Below are 25,050 nucleotides of genomic sequence, written 5' to 3'. Positions count from 1 at the left end.
GCCGCCAAATGCCGCCAAAAGGAGGAAATGAAGAGCAAAATTAGTGCACTTGATTTCACCGGGACTGCCTGGGGCTGGAAAGAATATGCTGCCTTCCGGGCGGGGGACAATCATCCGAACGCGTTTAACGGAACCGTGCTTCTCACTCTCCGCCAGCGGGAGTCAGCAACGATACTCCGTTGTTCATCAATGGCACGAATCTGCCGGCCAGCGCAGCAGCGGATTCATGACGGCCCTCCTTATTCCAGCGATAGGTCACCCCGTAGATTGACCAGCTGAGCAGGGTTGCAGCCGTTTGCAGTGTGCGGCTATCCGCTGTGCTGTCTACTCCGGACAGCAGCCTTTGCAGCAGCTGCTCCAGCTGCAGCTTAATATTCTCTTCAATAATCAGCGCCAGGGAATCATATTTCTTCAGGCAGTGATGGCTGGATTCGTGATAATCGCAAAGAGCGGCAACCAGTGTATAGAGCGTTTCCTCGGTCAAGGCTGCCTGGTCATCGATTTTGCGGAGGACAAGCTCCGTGAAGGCATCTGATAAGAACGATTCAAGCAGTGCGTATTTATCAGGGAAATGAGCATAGAATGTGGCCCGGTTAATCGTGGCTTTTCGCGTGATATCCTGTACGGTAATTGCGTTGAAATCCATGGTATTTAACTGCTCGGCAAATGAGTCCAGAATTAACTGGCGTGTCCGGATGACGCGCGGGTCGTTCGGGTTCGGTGAAAGTATACTGGGCATTCTCTATCCATGCTCCCTTCAGTAACTAATGCTTTATCTATTATAAACATCTGCGGCTGCGCCAACCAAGGTATCCCTGGATAACCAACAATATATTTTTCATTTCGCTTAAGCAACAGATGGTGCGGATTGTTGGTTGAATGGGGCAGGTGGCATTGCTAATATTGCATTCGTACCCCTTAACTGCGGGTGCCAAAATAATATTGGAGGTGCGGTTCATGAGTCATCCGCAGAACAATAATCATTCCATCCAAGCCTTGTTTCAGCCTTATACGATCCATCAACTGACCTTGCCGACACGAATTGTCATGTCGCCGATGGCCCGTGCCTTCTCGCCTGAGGGTGTGCCGGGACCCGACGTAGCCGCTTATTACCGCCGCCGTGCCGAGAACGGTGTCGGTCTTGTGATAACCGAAGGAGCCCTAATTGACCATCCTTCAGCAACCAGTGAGTCCAGATTGCCTAGGCTTTATGGGGAAGCAGCATTGAACGGCTGGGCGGAAGTGGTCAGACAGGTGCATGAAGCAGGGGGCAAAATTTTCCCGCAAATCGTGCATATGGGCATGATCCGGCCGAATGGTTCCCAGCCTAATCCGGAAGCCCTGTCCATCGGTCCGTCCGGACTGGATCTGGAGGGGAACAAGGCAGGCGAGCCGATGTCAGAGGACGAAATAGCGGATGTAATTCAGGCTTACGCGGCTGCAGCGCTTCATGCCAAAGAAGCCGGGTTCGATGGTATAGAGCTTCACGGAGCCCATGGCTTTCTGATCGATCAGTTCTTGTGGGCGAAGACCAATCAGCGGACAGACCGTTACGGCGGCGATCTGGTGAAGCGCGCCCGGTTTGCTGCTCAGATAGTCGAAGCTGTACGTGCTGCGGTAGGTCCGGATTATCCGGTAGCCATGCGTCTGTCCCAATGGAAAATGGGCGATTACGCTGCCAGACTGGCGGACACACCGGAACAGCTGAAGGACCTGCTGGGCGTTCTGGTGGACGCCGGGGTAGATATCTTCCACTGTTCAGTACGCCGTTTCTGGGAGCCCGAATTTGCCGGCTCGGATCTAAGCTTTGCCGGCTGGGTGAAGAAGCTGACAGGTAAGACGACCATTACGGTCGGGGCGGTTGGCATGGACAGTGATCCCGCCGAAGGGGAAGGACAGGCTCATCCGGGACTGGAGGGACTAGTGGAGCGGCTGAACAACAATGAGTTTGATCTGGTGGCTGTGGGACGGGCGCTGCTCGGAGATCCAGCCTGGGCGGTCAAAATCCGTGAGGGACGGCTGAGTGAGCTTCAGGCATTTACCCCTGAATCGGTGGCCGCGCTCTCCTGACGATAGATTGTCTAAACGAAAAGCAGGCCAAAGGTACCCGCCCTTGGCCTGCTTTTTGTATCTACTGCTGCTATAGAGGCGTTATTCCGTGCTTACTTCGCTTCTTCAAGCTTTTTGGTAAGGTCCTTGTACTGTTCCAGCAGCCCGCCCAGTGCGTGCTTGACCGCACCGGCATCTTTGGATTCTACGGCTTCAGCCAGTGCAGCCTGTGCCTTGAAGAATCCGTTATCTTCTGTCATCTGGAGCAGAGCCGGGGCTGCAGCAGCTGTTATGGAGCCAGAGCCTGTGAGTTCGGCGGACGAGAGGCTGTCAGGTGCTGCAAACACGGCGAAATCTGCAGTGGATGAAGCCGTTGTTCCTGTAGCGAAGGCACTGAGGGTTCCGTCTGTTACGACAAGCTGAAGATCGGCTGACGGCGCTGAAACGGCAAGGGAAGGTGTTACTGCTGCTGTCAAGGCTACAGGTGTGGCCAGTTGCACGGCTGGAGCGGTAACTTCTCCTGTTGCATCCAGGGTAAGCACCTGTACATTAAGGCGGATGGCCTTATTGTATCTGCTGAGCGTGTCGGTCCAGTCCTGAACGGTTTCCGGCGCGTAGCGTTCTGCAAGGTCCAGCAAGTCTGGAATACGTGCAGTAATCAGGATACTTCCCTGCAACGGGGCTGAGGCTGCACTTAAGGTAACGGCGGCGTTCCCGGCCTGTGGCGGCGTGCGGTCTGCATCGGCGAACACCGGGGTTGCGATGGAGGACAGCAGCAGGGTGGAGAGGGCCATTCTTCTCAAGATTAAACGGTTCATGAACTAACACTCCTTATGGGTGAGGTTTGTCTTACAGCTCCCAATATAGCGTTCTACTGTGGCAGGAAATTGGTGGCTTTGTGGAAAAACAATGGCAGGGCCCTACCGCCTCCGGCAGCTTGTTATAATGGAGCAGACAAAACTGTGGAGGGCTACGATGAACAATCAAACGGTCATTGCCGTTGTGGACGATGATGAGAATATACGCAAGCTGGTCGAGGCTTATTTACATAAGGAGAATTTCCGCACGATTGGCCTGGGAAGTGCCGAAGAAGCCTGGGCCCTGTGGACAAGCGATCCTCCCGGCATGTGGGTGCTCGATATCATGCTTCCGGGGATGGACGGGTATGAACTATGCAGGCGCATCCGTGATGAAGCAGAGGTGCCGATCATTATGATCTCTGCCAAAGATAATGAAGTCGATAAAATACTGGGTCTTGAGCTGGGCAGCGACGATTATCTGGTCAAGCCGTTCAGTCCCCGTGAGCTGGTGGCCCGGATCAAACGGCAGCTGGAAAGGTGGGAACGGCTCCAGCAGCCTCAGCCCGCAGCTGCGTTGCCTTCCCCTTCAGGCATAGAGCTGGGCGGACTGCTGCTGCTTCCGGAAGAAAGGAGGTCCTTCTGGCACGGATCAGAGGTGGAGCTGACGAGTAAGGAGTTCCTGATGCTGAAGGTTTTTGCCGGACATCCAAACCGGGCGTTTACGCGGGAAGAGCTGCTTGGTTATGTCTGGGGGGATGATTATTTCGGCAGTGACCGCGCAGTGGACCATCTGATCAAACGCATCCGCAAAAAAATAGACGGCTTGCCGCTGGAATCGGTCTGGGGACACGGCTACCGGATGAGAGAAGGGCAGGAATGATGAATATGCGGATGAAGCTAAACGGGCAGATGAAGAAGCTGAAGCTGGTGCATCAGATCAACTTCGCCTTCGGATTGTCTCTGCTGCTTGTCCTGTCCATCACGGGAGTGATGATACATTTCGTACTGATGGATCATTTCATCGGTAAGGAACAGGAGGGATTGCGGACGCTAGGCGCAACACTGACCGCCAGCATGCAGCAGCTGCCCGCCGCAGCAATAAGTGCAGTCCCAATTGAAGAAAATAAGTTGTTTCCGGTTCAATATGCTACGCTTTCCAGCGGAGTACAGGCCATTGTGACGGATCAGCAGGGGAAGGTGGTGTCGGGCACCCTCCCGGCGATACCCGGACAGGCACAGGCAGTTACCGGCATAGCTGCAGTAGAGACAGGCAGCCTGCAGAGCTTATGGGACGGCAACGACCCGCGTTATCTGGTGCAGGTAAATGCGCTTCCCCAAGGCAAGCTGACCCTGCTGACCCCTGTCAGCAGAATCAAAGCGATTGAGCAGGCACTGCTCAAACGTCTGATTCTTGTCTTTGCCGCCAGTGCAGCCGTGATGTTCCTGTTCAGCCTGTTTATCACAAGGAAGCTGATTGATCCGCTGATCAGCCTGCGCGAGGAACTCAAAAAAGTGAAAAACCGCCGGTTTGCCGACGTGAATCTGCTCCGGGCGGGTGGGGAGATCGGTTCTGTGGCCCGGACCGTATACGAAATGGCCGGAGAATTGCACAGGTTCAACCGGGTACAGAAGCAATTCTTCCAGAATGCCTCGCATGAGCTGAAATCACCGCTGATGTCGATATCCGGTTATGCGGAGGGCATCAGGGACGGGATATTTGAAGGTGAGGATGTCCGTAGAGGGCTGGATATTATCCTGGGCGAGAGTGGACGCCTGCGGGACCTGGTGGGCGAAATGACGCTACTGGCCAAGCTGGACAGCGAAGAGGATATATTCCGGGCGGTAGAATGCGATCTGGAAGAGCTGCTCTCAGAGGCGGTAGAACGGATCAATCCGCAGCTGGCTGCAAGAAAGCTGTCGCTCAAGACTGTAATCTCCGGAGACCGCGGGCTGATGCTGAGGGCTGACCGTGATAAGCTGCTGCAGGCACTGCTGAACGTATTATCCAATGCTGCGCGTTATGCAGACAGGAAGATTGATGTCCATGGCTATGTAAGCAAGGGGTTGATCACATTAACAGTTTCGGATGACGGCCCCGGCATTCCGCAGGAGCTGCTGCCCAGTCTGTTTCACAGGTTCGTCAAAGGGAAAAATGGTGATTCCGGGCTGGGTCTGGCCATCTCGCGCGCCATCGTGGAGCGCTGCGGCGGTAAGATTACCGCCCGGAACTGCCCGGAAGGCGGTGCCGTCCTCACGTTTGAATTTCCATCCGCAGCCGGGTAATAGCTGCCTGCAGACAAAAAAGTGGCGTCTTATAAGTAGAGTCTATAAATAGATTCTATAAGTAGAGTCAGAGCATATCTCTTGTTATTGGAAGATCGCCGCTTTGCGTTTTTGGTCATTTGCAGCTTGTTTTAATACTCGCCTTAGTCTACTGATTTTCTAAGCTGGAGAGCAAAGCGATTGTAACAACGGTCCGTTCACGCAGCGTCCACTCAAGTGCACGTTGATCTCATTCAAAAAAAGGGGGTGTCCCGGAAGCCATTATAAGGCTTACGGGACACCCCCTTAGAGTGATGTCTAATGTTTAATATTCGTTGAACATTGCAGCGATTTCGTCGTAGCCGGTTGTTTGAGTCAGCGCCAGGGAGAGCAGAATCCGTGCTTTTTGCGGCACCAGACTGTTGCAGGGAATGGAGTTGGCGGACAGGTCAATGTAGGAGTCCTTGAGCGTAATTCCGCTTGAGATCCGCGAGCAGCGGACCACAGGGATGTTATTATTCTTAAGCTCGCCGACTTTATCTATCCACGGCTTGCTGTAGATGCCTCCGCCTGCTCCGGCAATCACAATGCCCTTGGAGATCGTGGCGAGATAATCCAGGATGCCGGGATCGGCGTCGACATGGAAGTAGGCTACGGATACTTCCGGCAGTCCGGTCATGGCCGATACATCGAATTGTGAAGCAGTCGTATGTCTTTTGAGCGTCCGGGTATAGAAAAAGGCATGACTGTCGCGCATGTAGCCCAGGCAGCCGAAATCACGCTCATCGAAGGCATTAGCCTTGAAGGTGTTCACCTTCTGCACATCCCTTCCGCTGTAGATGCCTTCGGCGAAGACAACCATCACGCCCTGTCCGGATGCATCCGGATTGGCTGCCAGTGCAACGGACTGATACAGATTGAGCGGACCGTCGGCACTGATTGCCGTTGCGGGGCGCATGGAGCCGGTAATGATCACCGGTTTGTCAGTCTTGATCACCAGGTTCAGGAAATAGGAGGTCTCATCCAGGGTGTCGGTGCCGTGGGTAATTACGAAGCCGTGCACATCCTCCCGGAGAGCGAGCGTGTTGATGTACGCTGCCAGTGTAAGCCAGTGTTCGCTGGTGATATCTGCACTGCAGAGATTGCTGACCTGCACGCCGGCACAATTGGCAAGCCGTTCCAGGTGGGGCACACTATCCAGCAGATCCTGCACGGGCAGGGCACCGGGTTCGTAGTTCAAGGTTTTATGCGCTTCGCCGCTGCCGGCAATGGTGCCGCCGGTAGCCAGAATAACTACATTTTTGAGGCTGGGATTATAAAATGGGGATGCTGTGAAGTTCAATTCAGGTGCTGGAATAATCATAGATCGTTTCCTTTCAGGTCGAATCAGAATGAAGGCTATGGAATTACATTGAATGTATTATAACATACGATTTCAGGGGACAATGATCTGTTTTTACTCCTGTTTTTCCCTGCAAATAATTAGTCAATAAGTGCATGCCATATTAAGGTATAATAAGTAAAAATATAAATGGGAGGATATGTATGTTCACGGTAGAGGAAGTAGCACAGGGAGTGTGGGCAGCGATTGTTATTCCGGGCCGGGGCGCGGTAGGCAATGCGTCCATTATAGATCTTGGGGATACCACAGTCGTGGTGGATACCTTCAGCCTGCCCGGGGCAGCGAAGCTTCTGCGGGAAACGGCTGAGCAGCTGACGGGGAAGCCGGTCAAATACATAGTGAATACCCACTATCACGGGGATCATCATTACGGGAATATGGAGTTTGCCGACTGTGTCATCATTTCCACGGAGCTTACCCGTGAAGTGCTGACAACGAATGGTCCGCCTGAGCTTGGGGAATGGCAGGAAGGGCTGCAGAAGCAGATTGAAGCGCTTCAGGAGGCTCACAGTACTGCTGTGGACACCTGCCTGCAGGCAGCGCTGGGATATGAAATATCGGAAAAGCAGGCCCTGCTGGAGGCAACGCCTGCGATCCGCAGAGTAACAGCTGCTGTGACATTCAAGGATACGCTTGATATCCACGGGTCAGAGCGGTCCATACAGCTGTTTACATACGGCGGCGGCCATACCTGCAGCGATGCCATGGTATATATTGCTGACGTTAAGGTGCTGATCGCCGGGGATCTGGTGCTGAACCAATCCCATCCGGCTATGCTGCACGGTTTCCCTGAAGCATGGGCTTTAATCGTGGAACGGATTGGCCGCGAGATTGACTTCACCCGGCTGATCCCCGGTCATGGAGGGGTTGCCGGACGTGAGAGCATCGCTGAAATGTTAAGTTATCTTCAAGAGATCCAGGCGTATGCCGCAGCGGCTGCCCGGAGCGGGGATAGCGCGGATTTGTGGCTCGCCAAGGGAATTCCGGCACCGTTTGATACATGGGAGGGTTCCCATATCTTTGAGTGGAATTTCCGCTGGCTGTACAACAATACATATAATCAATCCTGAGAAAAGAGGAGAAAATGATGCTGAAGCTGGATAGCCGTGACTATGCCCTGGCTCTGCCGCTGTTAAGCCAAGTGAAGATCAACACCCTGTTCGCCGAAGCAGTGCTCAAGGGCCAGACTACCGGCACTGTTTATGTGGATAATGTGCAGAACCCCCGTACCTTTTATGTGGCCCATGATTACGGGATGTCACTGGTCTATGGCGATTCGGGCAATGAGGCGTTTAACCGGAGCTTATATGATTATATTACCAACAAGTCAGGGGACAGGCAGTCCCCGGAATGGCTGCAGGGTGATCCGGCAGGAGGCTGGTCTCCGCTGGTGGAGTCCATAATTACTGAGCATAACGCACTGTTAAATGCGGTCGAGCCCGGTCCTGAAACAGCTGATACACGGAAGATATACACCCATACCAGAGTGAATTTCACCTTTGACCCGGAAGTCTACCACAGTGCGAAGGAGCAATGGTTCCGGCGGGATGCAGTAATTGTTCAGATGACTGCCGGGCTGTTTGACGGGCAATCAGGTGCTGTGATTCCGCGCTATTTCTGGAGAGATGCAGAGCATTTCCTAAGTACGGGCATAGGATACACCTTGCTCTGGGAGGGGGAGAGCGCCTCGAGTGCGTTCTCGGCGTACCGTACAGCGGATCAGCTGGAGATTGGGATTGAATCGGCAGCAGGCCACCGGGGGAAGCATTTTGCCTTCTCTGTATGTTCCGCACTGATTGATTACTGCCTGGAGCACGGGCTGGAGCCGGTGTGGGGCTGCCGCCGGGAGAATGAGGGTTCTTACAGACTGGCTCAGAAGCTGGGCTTCAAGTCATCGCTGTACATCCCCTATTACCGGTTGGCCGAGTGAATAACAGATTTAGCAGAATAACATATTCAATTGTTTAAGTTTTTAACCGATCAATCAAAAGAAGCAGCGGCAGTCTAAGACTTGATAAATAAAGTCTTAGACTGCCGCTGCTGTTGTTAAATAAACGTTTCCCGTTAGTGTCATGACCGAATCAATCCATTTCCTTTAAAAGCAGTGCTTCAATAGCTGACTGTATTTCAAATGGTTCCGTCGATGTTTCGTATCTATCATGTACTTGTCCGTTCCGATCGATCAAAAACTTAGTGAAATTCCACTTGATCCCATCCCCAGTGTATATGTCAGGATAATTTTCTTGCAGAAATTTCTGCATCCATTCACCGTTCGGATTTCTTGTATCAAAGCCTTGAAATGGCGCTTGCTTCGTCAAAAATTGAAATAATGGATGAGCGGTCTGACCCCTAACATCCACTTTCTCCAATAACGGAAACGTCACTCCAAAGTTCCTCTCACAATATTCCTGTAATTCCGAGTTTTCCCCTGGCTCTTTCTCATTGAATTGGTTGCAAGGAAAACCGAGTATTTCAAACCCCTGCTCACTGTGACTTTCGTAAAGCTTCTGAAGACCAGCGAATTGGCGTGAATAACTACACATACTTGCAGTGTTGACAATAAGGAGTACTTTTCCAAGGTATATTGACATATCAAGGGTATTACCATTGATTGTGTTTACTTGAATATCATAAATAGACATCAGAACATTCCCCCTTCGTTAGTATTATATAAATACATAGTATGATGTAATATCTTATTGGTCTAATATATAAATGTAATTAAATCTATAGGAAAAACCAATGTGAATCTAATACTTTATTTTTCAGTCTAGAACTTTATTGATTTTTGACATCAATCCAGAGAAGAGTACCCGGTGGCGTTCTTTTTTATTGAGTTTTATACAGATAATGATTATCATTATCGCTGAAGAGCTGATATTCTGCAGCCAGCCGCATCTGCTGCGGTCTGCATTACAATATAACACTATATAAGAAATATAAGAACGGAGGAATACGTATGGAGCGGGAACAGCTGCTGGAGGGCAGTCTTCATCCGGAAGGCGGGCGGTTTAACCTGGCAGCCGTCCGGGAATATATAGCGGAGCATTATCATGAACCGCTGTCCATTGATCAACTGGCAGGCATGACAGGATTGCGGCCGAAGTATTTTGGCGAATTGTTCAAAAAAACGTTCGGACAGAGCACGATGGACTATCTGACAGAGCTGAGAATCAGCCGGGCCAAGCAATACTTGCAGGAATCGGAATATCTGCTCCGTGAGATCGCTCATAAAGTCGGCTACAGCGATGAATTCTATTTCAGCCGCAAATTCAAAAAGGAAACCGGAGTCCCTCCTTCGTCGTTCATCCAGCAACATAAACGGAGGGTTGCCGCCTGCTCTGCAGCTGCGGTCGGGCAACTGCTGGCTCTGGATATTATCCCGGTGGCCGCTCCGCTGGATTCCAAATGGACTTCCTATTATTTTAACAAGTATTACGACCGGATTGAAACACATCTTAGGGTAGACCTGATGGACCAGGAGCTTGAGCGGGCTAAGCTGATCAATGCCCGGACGGAGGCAATTATCGGCCACGATGCCTGGGATTCGGCATGGGAGGAGCATCTGCAGCGCAATAGCCATAACCTCTTCATCCCCCGCGAACAGGACCGCTGGGATGTCCAGCTCCGGGAGATCGCTGCTTTTCTGGGCAGGGAACAGCAGTGCAGCCAGTGGCTGCAGCGGTTTGAACACAAAGCCCGCCATGCCAGAGAGCAGGTGGCCGCCGCCGCGGGTGAAGAGAGCTGTATGGTGCTCCGCCTATACGAAGATCAATTGCATGCTTACTGCAACAGGGGAATCCGTGATGTGATCTATGGCGAACTTGCCTTGAAGCCGGCATATACCGGCTCCGGTACGCTGTATAATGAGCCGATTTCGCTTGCGCAAGTCAGATTGCTGAATCCGCAGCGGCTAATGCTGATCATCTGTCCTGATTTTGCCACGAGGCGGCATTGGTTGTCCCTGCAGCACAGTGAGAGCTGGCGTAATCTGCCGGCAGTACAGTCAGGCAAACTGGACCTGCTCCCCTCTGATCCCTGGTTCGAGTACTCGGCGGTAGCACTGGACCGGATGCTGGAGGAGGCCGTTCTGATGTTTACAGGAAATAGTCCAAGCCCGGAACAGGAAATTGTCCATGGTTACCCTTCTGTTTATCCTCTATAATCCCTAGTAATGAGAATGATTATCACTAGGGGGAGATAAAACATGCAAGATCATAAGGTCAATTCAGCCAAGAGAAAGAAGTCAGGAATCCCGGCCCTGTTAGCGCTAATCTTCGTGATTATGCTGCTGGCGGGCTGCGGCAACAATTCGGCGGCTGACAGCGGGGCCGGGAATGAAGCCGCTCAGACAAACACCGCAGAAGCGACACCGTCAACGTCTCCTGAAGTGGAGCCGGCAGTGGCTGAAGCTGCAGAGGCAACCGGCTATCCGCTAGTGGTTCAGGACGAACTGGGACATGAGGTTACATTAAACACTGCTCCAACGAAAGTATTTGCTCCATATATGGAAGACTCTCTGGTAGTGCTCGGCGTAAAGCCGGTGGGACAGTGGTCCAATAAAGGCCAGGGACAGCAGTATCTTCAGGATCAGCTTGCCGGGGTTCCGCTTGTTGATTTCACCAGCGGCTTGCCTTCGCCGGAGGTTGTCATGGCGATGCAGCCTGATCTCATTGTGCTGCATAACTCCTACTATGCGGAGAATGGTGTCTATGAGCAATACTCCAAAATTGCCCCGACCTATGTCTTCCAGCAGGCGGCAGGTGACCTGGACAGCTCCGTAACGATACTGGGTGATCTCCTCGGCAAGCAGGAGGAAGCGGCTAAAGGCCTTGCAGATTACCGCAAAAAGGTAGAGGAGGCCAAGACAACCCTGGCTCCGCATATCCAAGACAAAAAGGCGTTGATTATCCGGTTCAATTCGCGGGGGATGTTCCTGATGGGCGGTGTTTACGGCGGGTTTGTACTGGCGGAAGAGCTGGGAATTACCAAGAGCGATCTTGTCGCTACAGAGAACAGTGTAGAGCTGTCGCTTGAGGTTTTGCCGCAGATCGATGCCGATTACATCTTCCTGGCTAACGATACAGCTAATACCGGAGAAACCTTTTATAAGGAGCTCACAGAGAGTGCACTCTGGAAAAGCATCCCTGCCGTCCAGGCCGGCAAGGTCTATGATGTGGACGACCGTTACTGGCTGGGCGGCGGTATCGTTGCCTACAGCAATGTCATTGACGATGTTCTGGAGATCCTCGGCCATGACTATAACGAATGAACGGAGCTACCCGCATCTTGGCTGCGAGGAACATGTCATTTATGCCGGGGCAAAACGCCAGGAGTACCGGATTCTGATCTCGCATCCAACCGGAGAAGCCCCGCCGGAGGGGTATCCGGTCATTTACGCACTGGATGGCCATGCCGTATTCCATACCCTGGCCGAATCTGCACGTCTGCAGTCCCGCAAACCGCATGGTTATGATCCGGTGGTAGTGGTGGGGATCGGCTATCCTTCCGGTGAGCCCTTCGATATGAAGCGCCGCTGCTATGATTTCACCATGCCGGCTGAGGAGCAGCAGCTGCCCAAGCGGCCGGATGGCAGCCAGTGGCCGGAGAGCGGCGGGGCAGACGAATTCCTCGATCTGCTGCAGCTGGAGATTATGCCGATGATCGCCAGCCTGTTCCGGGTAGACACAAAGCGTCAGGCGCTGTTCGGCCACTCCCTCGGCGGTTTACTTGTACTGCACGCACTGTTCACGCGTCCCGAGCTGGTAACCCGTTATACGGCTGGCAGTCCTTCAGTCTGGTGGAATGATTATGCCCTGCTGGCTGAACTGGAGCAGTTCTTGGAAGCATATCCTTCTAAGGCTCTGCAGCGTAAGCTGCTGATTACGATCGGTGCCGACGAGCTGGAGCATATGGTCGAGGATGCCGGGAAGCTTCCAGGACGGCTGGCATCTCTGGCAGAACATGGCCTGCAGACGAGTCTTAATGAATTCGCCGGTGAGAGCCATGTTAGCGTACTGCCTGCGGCGCTGAGCCGTCTGCTGAGATTCGCCTTGGAGAAGGAATAAGATCCTGGAACAAGCCTAAAGTTCATAGATTCCACGTAAAGAAGAGCAGCAAATCTCCCGTTTAGGTGAGAAGTGCTGCTCTTCTATATGTTAATACACTTTAGATCAGCCGGGCATCCACGAAGCAGTGCAGATGCAGCGGGGACAGCAACTTCAGGCCTTCACCAAGCTCGAAGTCTTTGCCTTCAGCGAGCTGGCGGCCTTTTTCACGGAAATAGATCCGGTACATCGCCAGAGTCTCCTCACTGAATTGGCTGCTGTGCAGGGCTAGGGCTGCGAACTTCCGCTCGAAGTGGTCTGTAATGTCGATCACCGTATTAGGCTCCGAGGTGAAATAGAAACCAATCGCCTTCGGCTGCCAGGGGCGGGTGCTTGTCCCTCGGGGATACAGCGGAAGTCCGGACGACAGGAAGGCCTGGGCTGCGGCTCTGCCGGTAACGATATGATCATAATGTGCCTCATAGCTCAGCCACGGATCAGGACAGAGGATAACATCCGGCTGCACGGTGCGGATGATCCCGGCAATCTCTTCTGCCAGCGCCGGAATATGCTCCAGGGTGCCGTCGCCGTGGGCCAGCTGATGGAACACCGTAGCACCCAGCGACCGCCCTGCGGCCTCCAGCTCACGTGCGCGGACGGCTGCAATCTCGGCAGAAGACAAATGCTCGTCCAACGCACCAAGATCCCCGTTCGTCACAGTCAAATAATGAATCTCGCAGCCCTGCTCCGCCAAAGAGGCGATTGTCCCGCCGATGCCCACCTCATTATCATCCGGATGCGGCTGTACACATAATATTCTGCGGCAGCCTGTCAGATCGGGAGGGGACATCAGTGCTGCCATTGTGGATATATCCATGTTCATGATCACTCCTTATATCAATAAATGCTTGAGTTCCTTTCTATACGGACCGGGTATTCTCCAAATCACTCAGCGTCTGCAGCCGCTGCTTGTCACTTATATTGTAGAACAGAATCGGCAGGATTGCGGCCAGGAAACAGAGGGCGGGCAGGAGAAACATCACGAAGCTGAGCCCATGCTGGAGCGTTGGAGTCGACGGCTGATTCTCAACATAGCTGAGCAGGCCCAGACTTGCACCGATAATGAGCCGTGACAATGCCCCGCTGAATTTAGTGACAAAGGTGTTCGTGGAGAACACAATCCCCTCGCCCCGGAAGCCCAGCTTCCACTCCGAATAATCAATGGTATCCAGCAGCATGGACGTGCTCACAATGGTTGTCATGCCCGAGAAGAAGAAGCTGACCGCGAAGAACACCAGTGTGGTCATAACATTGTGGTCACCGAGAAGGTAAGGCAGGATGCAGGACAAGCTCCCCAGAATGCAGGATAGGATGAATACCTTCTTCTTGGAGAAGCGGCGCAAAAGCGGCGGCGTAGCCGTCATGCCCAGCAGCATGCCTACAACAAGGCTAATCCCGACCTGGGTTGCATAACCGGCATCTCCCCAGACATAGACCACATAATACAGCTGGATGCTCTGCCGGATGCCGTTGACCAGGTTGATAATCAGCAGCGAGGCAAGCAGGGTGAGCAGCGGTTTGTTTTTATACACCGTTTGCAGATTTTGCCGGAAGGAGATCTTCACGGGTGAAGGGGCGACTCTTTCCCTGGTAAGAATTCCGGTCAGCAAAATAGATAACGCAGCAATGATTCCTATAATAATTGCAGAATACAGATAAGCTTGCGTGCTCCGTTCACCGCCGAAGGCCAGCAGCAGCTGGATGCCGCCGACTGTGATCACGACCGCACCGAGGGTCCCGCCGATTTTGCCTAAAGTGACGAACAATGTCCGTTCACCCGGATCTGTAGAGATAACGGACGACAAGGCCCAAAGCGGCGTATCACAGACCGTATACAGCATACCCCAGAGCAGATACGATACGGTGGCGATCACCAGCGTCGTCCTAGAGGAGCCGCCGAAGTCCCAGAAGCAGACGATGGTTGCCAGTGCAATCAGGAAGGGGGCAAACAGCAGATAAGGCCTGAATTTGCCCCACCTGGAGCGTGTTTTGTCGGTAATCATACCCATCAGCGGATCAAGGCAAGCATCGAAGATGCTCGCTGCTACCAGTATGACACTGGCGGTAGTCGCCGGAATGCCCAGCAGATCCGTGTAGAAGAACAGAATATACATCGACATGAAGCTGTACAGCATATTCTGGCCCAGCAAGCCGCCGGAGAACACCATTTTCTCAGCCAAAGGTACTTTTGTTGTCAATGGGCAGTCCTCTTTTCGTTGTGTATATGTAGGGTTGTACCATTTGCTAATTATGTTTATTTATAACTTTTTTTGATGTTCTGTCAAGCTGAATATGGCTAACGCAGCCGGCTGGATAACCGTTACATATAGACAATGTGGAAGCGCATTACAGAAAATAAATTAAAAATTTATTAATGCAAAATAATTATATTAACTATTTAACGAAAAATGTCGAAATATAGCTGATGTGTCCGGCTGATGGGAGAGTGTTATGGGAGAATACAACAGGATTACGGCAGGATGGACACTAAGAAGTTAACCACAGGGGGAAATCACATGAAATGGTTCGGAAACATGAAGACAGCAACAAAAATTATCTCAGCTTTTATGGTGGTCTCTTTAATTTTGGCGGGACTCGGGGTGTATTCCATTTTCTCGCTGAGCAGCAGTAATCAGAATATGAAAGGCATGTATAACAACAATCTGATTTCGGTCAGAGATCTGTCTGCTGCCAAAATCAATTATCAGGTCATCCGGGTATATATGCGCGATATGAGCAACACCACCGATGCAACCCAAATTGCCGGTTATCAGGACAAGATTGCATCCACCCGGCAGGATCTGATCCAGAAGGTGGACAATTACCGTCCGCTGGCCACGACCGGCACGGAGAAAGAGCTGCTGAACGATTTTGACAAAGAGTATGAGCTTTATCTGAAGCTGTTTGAGGAAGCGCTTGTTCTGGCTGAACTGGATGATCCGGCTCAATTTAATACATTCCTGACCACCCAATTGACTGCGCAGGGAGAGAAAGTGCTTGCGAACCTGGATGGTCTGATCGAATTTAACGTGGAGCTGGCCGAGGAAGCGAACCGCCACTCCCAATCAGCATATTCCTCCTCGCTGGTGCTCACCATCTCAGTTGTCTCGGCTGCTGTTATCATCAGCATTCTTATTGGTTACCTGATCGCCAGATCCATCTCCAAACCGCTTATGCAGATGCTGCGGCTGGCCTCAGAGGTGGCGAACGGTGATCTGACCCAGCAATCCGATATTTCCACCAAGGATGAAGTAGGCCAGCTGGCTGCTGCCCTGAACCGGATGGTTCATAACCTGAAGGATCTGATCAACGGGATTGTTATGAATTCACAGAGTGTGGCTGCGTCTTCCGAGCAAATCTCGGCAAGTACCCAGGAAATCGCCGGGACCAGCACGAACCAGTCTGCGGCGGCAACGAACATTACCGAACTGTTCAAGGAGCTGTCGCTGGCTATTGATTCCGTAGCCTCCAGTGCAGAGGAAGCGGCGGAGCTGTCGAATGAGACGGTGCGCACGGCCCGGGAAGGCGGATATGTGGTTGAGACCTCGCTGCAGGGAATGCAGACTGTCAATCACCAGATGAAACAGCTCGAAGAGGATTCCGGCAAAATCGGAGATATCATCGAAGTAATTGATGATATTGCCGAGCAGACCAATCTGCTGGCCTTGAATGCGGCGATTGAAGCTGCTCGCGCCGGAGAGCAGGGCCGCGGCTTCGCAGTGGTGGCGGATGAGGTCCGCAAGCTTGCCGAGCGCAGCAGTGATGCCACGAAGGAAATCACGAAGATCATCAAGGCCATGCAGGAGAATACGAAGCAAAGCGTCCGGGCAGTAGCGGAAAGCGTTGAGCAGTCTTCGATGACCAGCCAGGCCTTTGAACAGATTATCAGTATGGTTAATACGTCTTCACTCAAAGTGAATGAAATTGCTGCCGCCTGTGAAGAGGAATCCGCCCAGGCAGCCGAAGTGATGAGCTCGGTCCAGTCCATCGCCGCCTCCAGCGAGGAATCTGCAGCGGCTTCAGAGGAAACGGCAGCTACCTGCCAGGCCCTGGCCCTGCTATCCGAGGATTTAGCCCAGTCCGCAGCCGCGTTCAAGACTCATTAATTCTACAGACTGAAGGTGAAGCCATGTCATCCTTACAGAAGGAACAGTATATCGAGCTTGCTGTAGGAGCCGAAACCTGTGCGATCCGTATCGAAGAAATTCATGAAATTATCAAAATGCTCAGCATTACAGACATCCCGTTCACCCGGAATGAAGTGAAGGGTGTGGTCAATCTGCGCGGTAAAGTGGTCTGCGTGATGAGCCTGCGCAATTTGCTGGGGATGGCGGATGAGCCGTACACCCGGAATACAAGAATTATTGTGGTCAACTACCGGGAGGAATTCGTGGGCCTCATTGTGGATAAGGTCAATAAAGTGACTACGTATGCCGAGATCCACCCTCCGGCGGGCGGACATAACCGCAGCCGCGAAGCGGTCTTCCACGGGATTGGCCAACGGGATGACCAGCTGATTGGCATTCTGAAGCTCGAGGAAATATTGGGCGGTTAGGAAGGGGAACAAGTAATGATGATGGAACTGTCTGCCTACCGTGATATTTTCATAGAAGAGCTGAATGAGCAATTGGAGCGGATCGACCAATCCCTGCTCACGCTGGAGCATGCTCCGGCACCTGAGCTGGTCCAGACGATATTCCGCGCAGCCCATACGATCAAGGGCTCAGCCTCAACCATGGGCTTCCGTGAAATGAGCGATCTGACGCATGAGGTTGAATATGCCCTTGAATGGGTCCGGGAGAAGAAACCGGAGATTACCGCAAAGCTGATTGATACGCTCTTCCGGGCGCTTGACGCCATGAAGCTGCTGCGCACGCAATATATCAGCGGCGGGGATTACGCCGACTGCAGCGCCGTCGTTGCAGAGATCAAGGCATTGATTAATCAGCCGGCTGAACCACAGCCGGTCCGGTTGCCCGTCTTAAGTCCGGCGGAGATGCTCCTGGCCGAAGAAGCCGTGGCTGCCGGGTACTCGCTGCTGTCCCTCGCGGTAACGCTCAAAGAGGAGTGCCTGATGAAGGCGGCACGGTATTATATGCTGCTGCAGCGTATGGAAGATGTATGCGGAAAGGTCATTGCTGTCGCGCTGCCGACAGCTGAGGCCGCCGGAGCAGACGAAGACTCGCGTTATATCCGGTTTGCTGTAGTGGCCGCTGCCGGCAAAGAAATTCAGCAGATATCAGAACAGCTGGCAGGTGATTCAGATGTCCAGGGTATTGTCATCACTCCATTTGTGCCTGGTCCTTCTAGCGTTATTGGCGCAGCAGCGGCGGTTGAACCGTTACTGGCGGGGCCTCCGTCATCTCCGAACAAGGAACAACGGGGGAACAGCGCCCAGCCGACAGTCCGGGTCAGCGTGGAGCGTCTGGATCATCTGATGAATCTGGTAGGCGAGCTGCTGATCGAGCAGACCTCCCTGGCCGATCTGAGCGCAGCCGGCCAGCGGAATGATCCGGCTAAGGTATTGCCGGGTATAGGCGGAGTGTCGGATCATATGGGGGCTATAATTAAAGAGCTCCAGGAAGGTGTAATGAAGACCCGGATGCTGCCGATGGATCAATTGTTCAACCGTTTTCCGCGCCTGGTCCGGGATCTCGCCCACAAGCTGGGGAAGGAGATTGAACTCGTGATCCAGGGCGGCGAGACCGAGCTCGACCGGATGATTATCGAAGAGCTGAGTGATCCGTTGATCCATTTGATCCGCAACAGCACCGATCACGGGATTGAAAGCCCGGAAGTCCGGGCAGAGCGGGGGAAATCTCCCAAGGGAACGATTACGCTTACCTCGTTCCACGAGGAGAATCAGGTGGTTATCCGTCTGGAGGACGACGGGCAGGGCATAGATGCTGCCAGAATCAAAGCTTCTGCACTTAGCAAAGGCATCATCACTGAAGAACAGGCCGGGTTCTTAACCGCTCAAGAAGCCATCCACCTGATCTTTGAGCCCGGCTTCTCAACGGCTGCCGAAGTAAGTGAGGTATCGGGCCGGGGGGTGGGGATGGATATCGTACGCAGCCAGATTGGACGGCTTAACGGTATCATTGATATTGAAACGGTACCGGGCCAAGGGACTGTGTTCATTATCCGTCTGCCGCTTACACTCGCCATCATTAAGGGGCTGCTGGTGAATGTATCCGGCCGGGTGCTGATCCTTCCTATGTATAATGTAGCGGAAATAGTGCGGATCTCCCCCGAAGACATTCAGATCGTTCAAGGCGAACAGGCGATTATTAACCACGGGCGGATTGTGCCGCTCTCCTGGCTTAGAGACAAGCTGCATTACCCGCGGACCGAGCGCAGCTCCAAGACTATCCCGCTGGTGATTGTCCGGTCTGTGGACCGGATCGCCGCCTTTGCCGTTGATGAGATCATTGGTAATCAGGAGGTGGTCATTAAGTCGCTGGGTGCGTATTTGGGGACGATGAACCATCTCTCCGGGGCAACAATTCTGGGGAACGGGCGGGTTGCACTGATTCTGGATGCCTCCTATCTGGTCAGCCATTAATTTCATTGCTGCAGGTTTTGTATAGAACACGCAGGAGTTGTGAAAAATATGGAAAGACGTACCAGAAAGGGGTGGAGAGTTGGATATTACACTGGCTTCAGATGAAGTAATCAGTCGGATCAAGCAGCTTCAGTCTGGTGGAGGTACCGTAAACAAGAAGCAGGTTAAGCAGCAGGATCCGGAGTTAATGCGCAGTGCGCTGCATTATTTTCCGAGCTGGGAACATGCCGTGAAGAACGCCGGATTGCTGTAATTGAATCAGATACACAAAAAACCGGAAGATCCGCAGCACACTGCGATTCTTCCGGTTTTTTGCGTGCCGCCAGCATAAATAGGGTTACTTCTTGTGCGGGACAGCCTTGGGGCTCTTGATCTGCAGCTCGATGGCCTGCTGGTTCAGCTGCAGCTCATCCATATAAGCATTGACCTTCATCCGCAGCTTGTGTAGCATTTCGATATGCATATCATGAATACGGTCTTCGATACAGAATGCCGAACAAGCCAGATATCCATCTGTATAGGATTTGGTATCATCCACTACCGTATTCAATTTCTCTTTGTAAATCCGCTTCACAGGGCCGCTTTCGGGTTTGATCTCATAGTAGCGGTTCGTTTCCGTCAGCAGTCTCCAATGACTGGCCTCGACATCGTATTCATCCTTCTCCAGCTGTACGGTCACTTTAAAAATTTTAATAGGACTGTTCATGTTGAGCGAAACCTCCTGCAACCCCCATACTTATGTTCAATTCTCACTATAGGACTCAGAGATTATAGCATGCGTCAGCCGTATTTCCCACTGGAATATTAGGTAAAGTGATGTGATATATTGCAGTAGCTATTACAATGTAGGATATGACAATACGGTTATTTTAAGGAGGGAGAGATTGTAATGAAAAAGCTCATCATCGTAAACGGTACAATGGGCGTTGGCAAGAGTTCAATATGTAAACAGCTATTCAAGTCGCTGGACCGCTCCGTATGGTTGGATGGGGACTGGTGCTGGATGATGCAGCCTTGGACTGTGAATGACGAGAATATCATTATGGTTGAGAATAACATTAACTACTTGCTGCACAGCTTCTTAACGAATACGTCGTTCGATTACGTAATCTTCAGTTGGGTTCTTCACCGTAAAGAGATGATTGACCGTTTGCTCGCTAGGCTGTCAGATCTGGAATTTGAACATCAGGTAATTACACTGACCTGTTCGGAATCAGCACTCAGGCAGCGGATGCAGGAAGATCATAGAACGGAGGAGCAGATCAATCGGAGTCTGGAACGGGTAAGCACTTATGCAGGAATGCCTTCACATTCAGTGGATACAAGTGAGATCGGACTGGATGAAGTTGTTCTGCAGATTAAAGACAGACTGTTGTAGAGGACGGCAAGTCAGCGGATGAATCTGTCTCTGTGCTCCTGAATGGAAGGGGTAGTAACCGCAGTGAAAACTGTAGTATATTTCCAAGCGATCGTTTACAATAAATCCATTATTGTCCTTGAATGGCAATGATGAAACCAACTACATAAAGGAGCTAACAAATGAAGAACACCGCTGCAAAAGGACATCCGGTTATATTCTCGCTGATGCTTGGGGTTGTCCTGACCCTGCTCGTATCCGTAGCATCCGCAGTAGCTAGCATTCAGGAGTTCGGGGATATGGGGGTCAGGAATGCCCAGGCCTGCGCCTTCCTGGTTATGGCTATTATCGTTACGGTATATATGAAAAGAAAGGATTCCTCGCTGGTAAGCTTCGGCTTCCGCAAGCTTGAGGCCAAGCAGGCCAGGCCTGTGCTGTTCTACATCCCCCTGTTGATTCTTGCGGTAGCCCAGCCGGTTATATCTGGAATCAATGTGGAGACGACGGCGGCTGAAGTGATCAGTATCGTGATCATGACTATGATTGTGGGGTATACTGAGGAATCCATTTTCAGAGGAATCATCAGAGATAAGCTGAAGCATAAGGGGCCTGTATTTTATATTGTATTCTCGTCCGTAATCTTTGGTGCTCTACATATGGCCAACGCGTTTGGCGGAAATGATATCATAAGCACACTTCTCCAGGTTGCCAATGCACTGCTGCTGGGCTGCGTACTCGCCCTGCTGATTGAGGCAGGCAACAATATCATCCCGCTGATCGCCTTTCATTTCATTTATGATGCTCTGGCTTTGGTCAGCAATGAGAACTTGGAGCATGAGGTTTTGATAGTGGGTATTCTGAATATCATGTATCTGCTGTATGGCATTTATTTAGTTATTGAATTAACCCGGCGGAATAAAAATCATAGCCTGTCAATGTAAATTAACCGGCCGGCATTCAGGAAGTTATCCCGAATGCCGGCCGGAAATCCGATTAATGATAACGCATACATAACATGAAACCAGCAAGCCGGAGCAAATTATCCCTAAAAAGAGTAATCGTTAGGCATGGGCATTCTGCTTATAAATAGCAGGGAATTTCAGGGATTATGCCGGGATATGCAGGTTTTTGAAGTTTTAAATTTTATTGTTTCTGGGATATAATATAGACATCACCAAAGGAGCCACAGCAACAGTCCACAGGTGGTAACTACAGGTGATTGCCTCATTCCTAAATTTAGCAATGAATGAAGGAAAGGAGAGAATCCCGATGTACTAGCGTTAGCGAAGCGTGCCGGAATCGGCTGCTGATGAGGAAGGTGGATGATAACATCTTCTGGCAGATCGTGGGTATGCGGGAACCCAAGAGCAAATCTTTGAAGTTGAACCAAAGCTATTCATTCAAGCAAGAGTAATCTTGCGGAAGAAAGAGCGTGATTCCGTTGAAAAAGGTTAGCGAAGCGTACTAAAACGATTCTTCACAGCAGGGAAAACGTCCGTGAAAACGTTTTTCGTGAAATCGTGTACGCGGGAATTCACCCCATATGCAGGACATGGAGCAACACTCCGAAGAGGAGCGAACGGGCAACACGGTAACATGAAATTTGAACAATCACCATGTCAGGGATATGGCTTTGTTAGCAGGAGGAAATGATTGAATTGAATACAGGAATAAACACATAAATCCCCGTGCCTCAAGTAATCAGGCAGCGGGGATTTATGCGTATATACATAAGGTACTCCATTTCGCCAGTGCGGCTGAAATGGAGTTTTTTGAATCTTTTCAGCGTACAGAAAGAAGGCGGGAAGCTGCTTGGTTTCACCGGAGAGGCAGCTTATTTGGAGGCTGCTAAAGTCCGCTTGGATTCATAAGCTGCGGTACAATATACTCGCCGAATGCATCAGGCGGAGGGTTGTTACGGCCCCGCATGTTGTCCCGGGTCAGCACGACCACCGTCTTAAGCTCCGGAAGTACATACACAAATTGCCCAGCGTACCCGCGTGCATAATAATAATCCACAGCAGCAGACCCCCCGGTTCTGGTATCACCCGTTATTGAATCTGTCCACCAGTGCCAGCCGTATCCGCCATGGCGGGGAGGTTCAGCCGGCAGAGCCGGCTGCGCCGAACATGCGACCCGTTCGCCGGATATAATCTGCGAATTCTCCCATACACCCTGCTGCAGATAGAGCTGTCCGAATTTCAGCAGGTCGGCGGGCCTCAGCTTCAGCCCGTAGCCGCCCGTATGGATGCCTTGGGGATCTGTCTCCCACTCATACTCCGTAATTCCGAGAGGTCCGAAGAGATATTGCTCGGCGAATCTTGCTGTGCTCATTCCTGAAGCCTGCACCACAATAGACGACAGCAGTTGCGAGATCCCTGAGTTATACTCCATCCGGGTTCCCGGTTCATCCGCGAGCGGCTGCTCCAGTACATAGTTCACCCAATGGGAGGAACGGGTCATCTTGGGGAAGGAATTCGCTCCGCCGAATTCGTTCCAGCGAAAGCCGGCCGACATGGTTAACAGCTGTCCGATTGTAATTTGCTGCTTGCGTGTATCAGCGTCACGGCTGAGCTGCGGGAAGTATTCGCTGATAGGAGCCGAAGGACCGGAAAGCTGGCCTTGGTCCATCGCGATGCAGACCAGCGCGGAGAGTATGCTTTTGGTGCAGGAGTTGATCTTGGCAATCTCGGAAGAAGTGCGCTGATCTCTATAATGTTCAAAGATCAGACTGCCCTGCTGCTGGATCAGACAGCTCCGCAGATTCAGCGGCTTTAGGGAGTCGGAAAGTGCTGACAGGTTCATAGTTGTGTCCTTTCGGTATGTCATCCGGGCAGCTCTTATATCATGCTGCCCATACTGCTGGCTTCCTTGCTTTATGGATTTGCAGTAATCTTTGGATGGATTGGCTTAATTATCTCAAGCTGTAGTGAAGAAGTCCAATTCAACCGTCCGGCTGGGAAGCTTCCTTGGAATGACAGCTTAATTAGGAAGTGTAATGGAATCAGAGACCACGCCGAAGGTAGAGGCTTTGATATAAGCCTGTTTCTGCAGAGCTTCCAGCTGTTTAGCGGTGCCGGTTACGACTACACCAATAATTGTGATATCATCCGGTTCCAGAATATTATTATCCCCGGCCAGGCTCTGATGAACCTGATCTGCTTCCCAGGTGAAGTTTTTGCCGTGCTTCCGCAGCTGTTCGACACTATTAATGAAGGAGTTTACACCGCCGTAGGGGGCAAACTGCTCTCCATGAAATCCGTAGATGATCATCGAATCAGCTGCGATGGTCTGGCGCGTTTCCTTCAGGTATTTTTTATAAGAGGGAGTATATGCATCCGTCCATAACCAGACAGGCTGCATCCCGGCAGGCAGAAGCTTCTGCGTCTTATCCAGCGTATAGGCCTGGTCAAAAGACAACGCCATCTCCACAAGTGTATCGTCTCCCAGCTGCTTCAGCTGGCTGATGCTGTCCTCATAGGAATCATAATCAATCTCCGGATGATAAAAGATCATTTCCCGGTCCCCGGTGGCAGAGTTGTAACGGTGTGTGGACGCTGCGCTCAGCTGTTCCGGGAGAGAAATCGCTCCAAATGCGCCATACCTGCCGGTCGAGTGGCCCAGCAGATTATAGGATTCCTCGATGGGCTGCCAGATATAAGGTTTATTTCCCAGCCATTTGTAAGTCTGATTGTAGGTCTCGCCTCCAAAGCTGTCTAATTTCACCGACTGGTTGCTGATGTGCACATTGGGTGCACTGATCTCATTTTTCCAGAGAATCTCAGACTGCACCTTGTCTCCCTGGTTCAGTCTCAAGTGGTAGAGGCCATACCAGATAACGGCGAGAATAACCGGGGTTACGATAACAATGATGCCAATGGTCTTCAGGGTGGAGCGGAGTCTGGCTTTTTTGATTATCTGCTGAGCCCCTTTCCCTCCGAAAATAAACGGGTCCTGTTCATGATTCTGTTCCATTTAATAGTCCTCCCCATAATGTTTGATGAATTGGTTTTTGGCGCGTGTAACATGAGTTTTGAGCGTGTTCTCATTCATACCGTACAGGGACGAGAGCTCCTTGTAAGTAAGGTTCAGCTCATATTTGAGAATCAGCAGCTCCTGATGCTGCTCAGAGAGCATAGACAGCGTGTCGCGGATATTCTGTGCGGTTTCCCGCCTCAGCAGCTGGATCTCCGGCAGATGGGTTAAAGAAAGAAGCTGGATATCGTCAACATCGACCGCCGGATGACGTTTGTCTTTTCGCTTGAGATCATAGAACTGATTGGTGGCGACACGGAACATCCAGCCCATGACTTGTTTCGGGCCGATACCATCCTGATAGGTTAAGTATTTATAACAGGTGTCCTGAACGATATCTTCAGCATCCTCGCGGGCGAGTCCGCGTTTCCTCAAATACCGGTATAGCAAAGTTCCGGCTTGCTGCAGAAAGTGATGAATGGTTTCTTTGGCCATGTCCTGCCCCCTTCCCCTATACAACGCTAAGTTCCGTG

24 protein-coding genes are annotated in these 25,050 nt (G+C 51.7%); 14 read left to right on the top strand and 10 right to left on the bottom strand.

Translation table 11 applies throughout. From position 1 onward, the window contains the following. Positions 1-142: 142 nt before the first annotated feature. On the bottom strand, positions 143-739 hold the full coding sequence (locus NSU01_RS21900; protein WP_076243286.1) for a TetR/AcrR family transcriptional regulator: 597 nt from the start codon (positions 737-739) through the stop codon (positions 143-145). Positions 740-957: 218 nt separating this feature from the next. On the opposite strand from NSU01_RS21900, the gene NSU01_RS21895 reads away from it, so the two are divergent. Further along, positions 958-2,070, top strand: coding sequence for an NADH:flavin oxidoreductase (locus NSU01_RS21895; protein ID WP_076243285.1), 1,113 nt, complete (start codon positions 958-960; stop codon positions 2,068-2,070). 92 nt (positions 2,071-2,162) lie between these two features. Here the strand turns inward: NSU01_RS21895 and NSU01_RS21890 are convergent, their stop codons facing one another. Beyond that, a complete protein-coding gene (locus NSU01_RS21890; protein WP_076243284.1) occupies positions 2,163-2,867 on the bottom strand; it encodes a hypothetical protein in 705 nt (234 codons plus the stop codon). A gap of 157 nt (positions 2,868-3,024) precedes the next feature. On the opposite strand from NSU01_RS21890, the gene NSU01_RS21885 reads away from it, so the two are divergent. Continuing rightward, positions 3,025-3,729: a response regulator transcription factor gene (locus tag NSU01_RS21885; protein WP_076243283.1), complete on the top strand. Its 705-nt coding sequence runs from the start codon at positions 3,025-3,027 to the stop codon at positions 3,727-3,729. Continuing rightward, positions 3,726-5,132 carry a HAMP domain-containing sensor histidine kinase gene (locus NSU01_RS21880; RefSeq protein ID WP_256703798.1) on the top strand — a complete coding sequence of 469 codons (1,407 nt, stop codon included), beginning with the start codon at positions 3,726-3,728 and terminating at the stop codon, positions 5,130-5,132. The genes NSU01_RS21885 and NSU01_RS21880 overlap by 4 nt, the downstream gene beginning before the upstream one ends. Positions 5,133-5,436: 304 nt before the next feature. Here the strand turns inward: NSU01_RS21880 and NSU01_RS21875 are convergent, their stop codons facing one another. Then, entirely contained in the window at positions 5,437-6,474 is a 1,038-nt protein-coding gene (locus NSU01_RS21875; protein WP_076243282.1) for an asparaginase, read from the bottom strand. A 182-nt stretch (positions 6,475-6,656) separates the two neighbouring features. Here NSU01_RS21875 and NSU01_RS21870 point away from each other — a divergent pair, with 182 nt between their 5' ends. Both NSU01_RS21870 and NSU01_RS21865 read left to right on the top strand, forming a co-directional pair. Beyond that, positions 6,657-7,583 carry an MBL fold metallo-hydrolase gene (locus NSU01_RS21870; RefSeq protein ID WP_076243281.1) on the top strand — a complete coding sequence of 309 codons (927 nt, stop codon included), beginning with the start codon at positions 6,657-6,659 and terminating at the stop codon, positions 7,581-7,583. Between the two features lie 14 nt (positions 7,584-7,597). Beyond that, a complete protein-coding gene (locus NSU01_RS21865) occupies positions 7,598-8,443 on the top strand; it encodes a GNAT family N-acetyltransferase (protein ID WP_083705434.1) in 846 nt (281 codons plus the stop codon). Positions 8,444-8,594: 151 nt separating this feature from the next. Here NSU01_RS21865 and NSU01_RS21860 read toward each other — a convergent pair whose 3' ends face one another. Next, on the bottom strand, positions 8,595-9,155 hold the full coding sequence (locus tag NSU01_RS21860; protein ID WP_076243279.1) for a glutathione peroxidase: 561 nt from the start codon (positions 9,153-9,155) through the stop codon (positions 8,595-8,597). A gap of 317 nt (positions 9,156-9,472) precedes the next feature. On the opposite strand from NSU01_RS21860, the gene NSU01_RS21855 reads away from it, so the two are divergent. From NSU01_RS21855 to NSU01_RS21845, 3 genes are read left to right on the top strand one after another with little or no spacing between them, the layout of a single operon-like run. Further along, positions 9,473-10,678, top strand: coding sequence for an ABC transporter substrate-binding protein (locus NSU01_RS21855; RefSeq protein ID WP_076243278.1), 1,206 nt, complete (start codon positions 9,473-9,475; stop codon positions 10,676-10,678). Between the two features lie 42 nt (positions 10,679-10,720). Next, positions 10,721-11,785: an ABC transporter substrate-binding protein gene (locus tag NSU01_RS21850; protein WP_076243277.1), complete on the top strand. Its 1,065-nt coding sequence runs from the start codon at positions 10,721-10,723 to the stop codon at positions 11,783-11,785. Further along, complete coding sequence (locus tag NSU01_RS21845) at positions 11,769-12,581, top strand: alpha/beta hydrolase-fold protein (protein ID WP_076243276.1); 813 nt, start codon at positions 11,769-11,771, stop codon at positions 12,579-12,581. The genes NSU01_RS21850 and NSU01_RS21845 overlap by 17 nt, the downstream gene beginning before the upstream one ends. A 100-nt stretch (positions 12,582-12,681) precedes the next feature. On the opposite strand, the gene NSU01_RS21840 is transcribed toward NSU01_RS21845, so the two are convergent. Both NSU01_RS21840 and NSU01_RS21835 read right to left on the bottom strand, forming a co-directional pair. After that, positions 12,682-13,437, bottom strand: a complete 756-nt coding sequence (locus NSU01_RS21840) for a PIG-L deacetylase family protein (RefSeq protein WP_042138426.1) — start codon at positions 13,435-13,437, stop codon at positions 12,682-12,684. 43 nt (positions 13,438-13,480) lie between these two features. Beyond that, positions 13,481-14,818: a glycoside-pentoside-hexuronide (GPH):cation symporter gene (locus NSU01_RS21835; protein ID WP_076243275.1), complete on the bottom strand. Its 1,338-nt coding sequence runs from the start codon at positions 14,816-14,818 to the stop codon at positions 13,481-13,483. 318 nt (positions 14,819-15,136) lie between these two features. Here NSU01_RS21835 and NSU01_RS21830 point away from each other — a divergent pair, with 318 nt between their 5' ends. The 4 genes from NSU01_RS21830 (at position 15,137) to NSU01_RS21815 (ending at position 19,438) form a co-directional block, all read left to right on the top strand. Next, positions 15,137-16,726: a methyl-accepting chemotaxis protein gene (locus NSU01_RS21830; RefSeq protein ID WP_076243274.1), complete on the top strand. Its 1,590-nt coding sequence runs from the start codon at positions 15,137-15,139 to the stop codon at positions 16,724-16,726. A 23-nt stretch (positions 16,727-16,749) separates the two neighbouring features. Further along, positions 16,750-17,175, top strand: a complete 426-nt coding sequence (locus tag NSU01_RS21825; protein WP_042138421.1) for a chemotaxis protein CheW — start codon at positions 16,750-16,752, stop codon at positions 17,173-17,175. Positions 17,176-17,190: 15 nt separating this feature from the next. Next, the gene (locus tag NSU01_RS21820; RefSeq protein WP_256703797.1) at positions 17,191-19,185 is read left to right on the top strand and encodes a chemotaxis protein CheA; all 1,995 of its coding nucleotides are present in this window, start codon (positions 17,191-17,193) and stop codon (positions 19,183-19,185) included. Positions 19,186-19,264: 79 nt separating this feature from the next. Further along, complete coding sequence (locus tag NSU01_RS21815; RefSeq protein ID WP_171716245.1) at positions 19,265-19,438, top strand: hypothetical protein; 174 nt, start codon at positions 19,265-19,267, stop codon at positions 19,436-19,438. Positions 19,439-19,522: 84 nt separating this feature from the next. Here the strand turns inward: NSU01_RS21815 and NSU01_RS21810 are convergent, their stop codons facing one another. Beyond that, positions 19,523-19,891 carry a hypothetical protein gene (locus tag NSU01_RS21810; RefSeq protein WP_042138419.1) on the bottom strand — a complete coding sequence of 123 codons (369 nt, stop codon included), beginning with the start codon at positions 19,889-19,891 and terminating at the stop codon, positions 19,523-19,525. 183 nt (positions 19,892-20,074) lie between these two features. Here NSU01_RS21810 and NSU01_RS21805 point away from each other — a divergent pair, with 183 nt between their 5' ends. Beyond that, entirely contained in the window at positions 20,075-20,563 is a 489-nt protein-coding gene (locus tag NSU01_RS21805) for an AAA family ATPase (protein WP_076243273.1), read from the top strand. A gap of 161 nt (positions 20,564-20,724) precedes the next feature. Then, the gene (locus NSU01_RS21800) at positions 20,725-21,483 is read left to right on the top strand and encodes a CPBP family intramembrane glutamic endopeptidase (protein WP_076243272.1); all 759 of its coding nucleotides are present in this window, start codon (positions 20,725-20,727) and stop codon (positions 21,481-21,483) included. Positions 21,484-22,390: 907 nt separating this feature from the next. On the opposite strand, the gene NSU01_RS21795 is transcribed toward NSU01_RS21800, so the two are convergent. From NSU01_RS21795 to NSU01_RS21785, 3 genes are all read right to left on the bottom strand, one after another. After that, entirely contained in the window at positions 22,391-23,371 is a 981-nt protein-coding gene (locus tag NSU01_RS21795; protein WP_305954191.1) for a serine hydrolase, read from the bottom strand. 153 nt (positions 23,372-23,524) lie between these two features. Further along, positions 23,525-24,517: an anti sigma factor C-terminal domain-containing protein gene (locus NSU01_RS21790; RefSeq protein ID WP_042138411.1), complete on the bottom strand. Its 993-nt coding sequence runs from the start codon at positions 24,515-24,517 to the stop codon at positions 23,525-23,527. After that, on the bottom strand, positions 24,518-25,012 hold the full coding sequence (locus tag NSU01_RS21785; RefSeq protein ID WP_042138410.1) for a sigma-70 family RNA polymerase sigma factor: 495 nt from the start codon (positions 25,010-25,012) through the stop codon (positions 24,518-24,520). Positions 25,013-25,050: the final 38 nt, after the last annotated feature.

Source organism: Paenibacillus sp. FSL H8-0259 (assembly GCF_037963255.1).
Lineage (GTDB): Bacteria > Bacillota > Bacilli > Paenibacillales > Paenibacillaceae > Paenibacillus_AQ > Paenibacillus_AQ phytohabitans.
The sequence above is the reverse complement of the archived record's forward strand: the minus strand, read 5'-3'. Positions and strand labels throughout refer to the sequence as shown.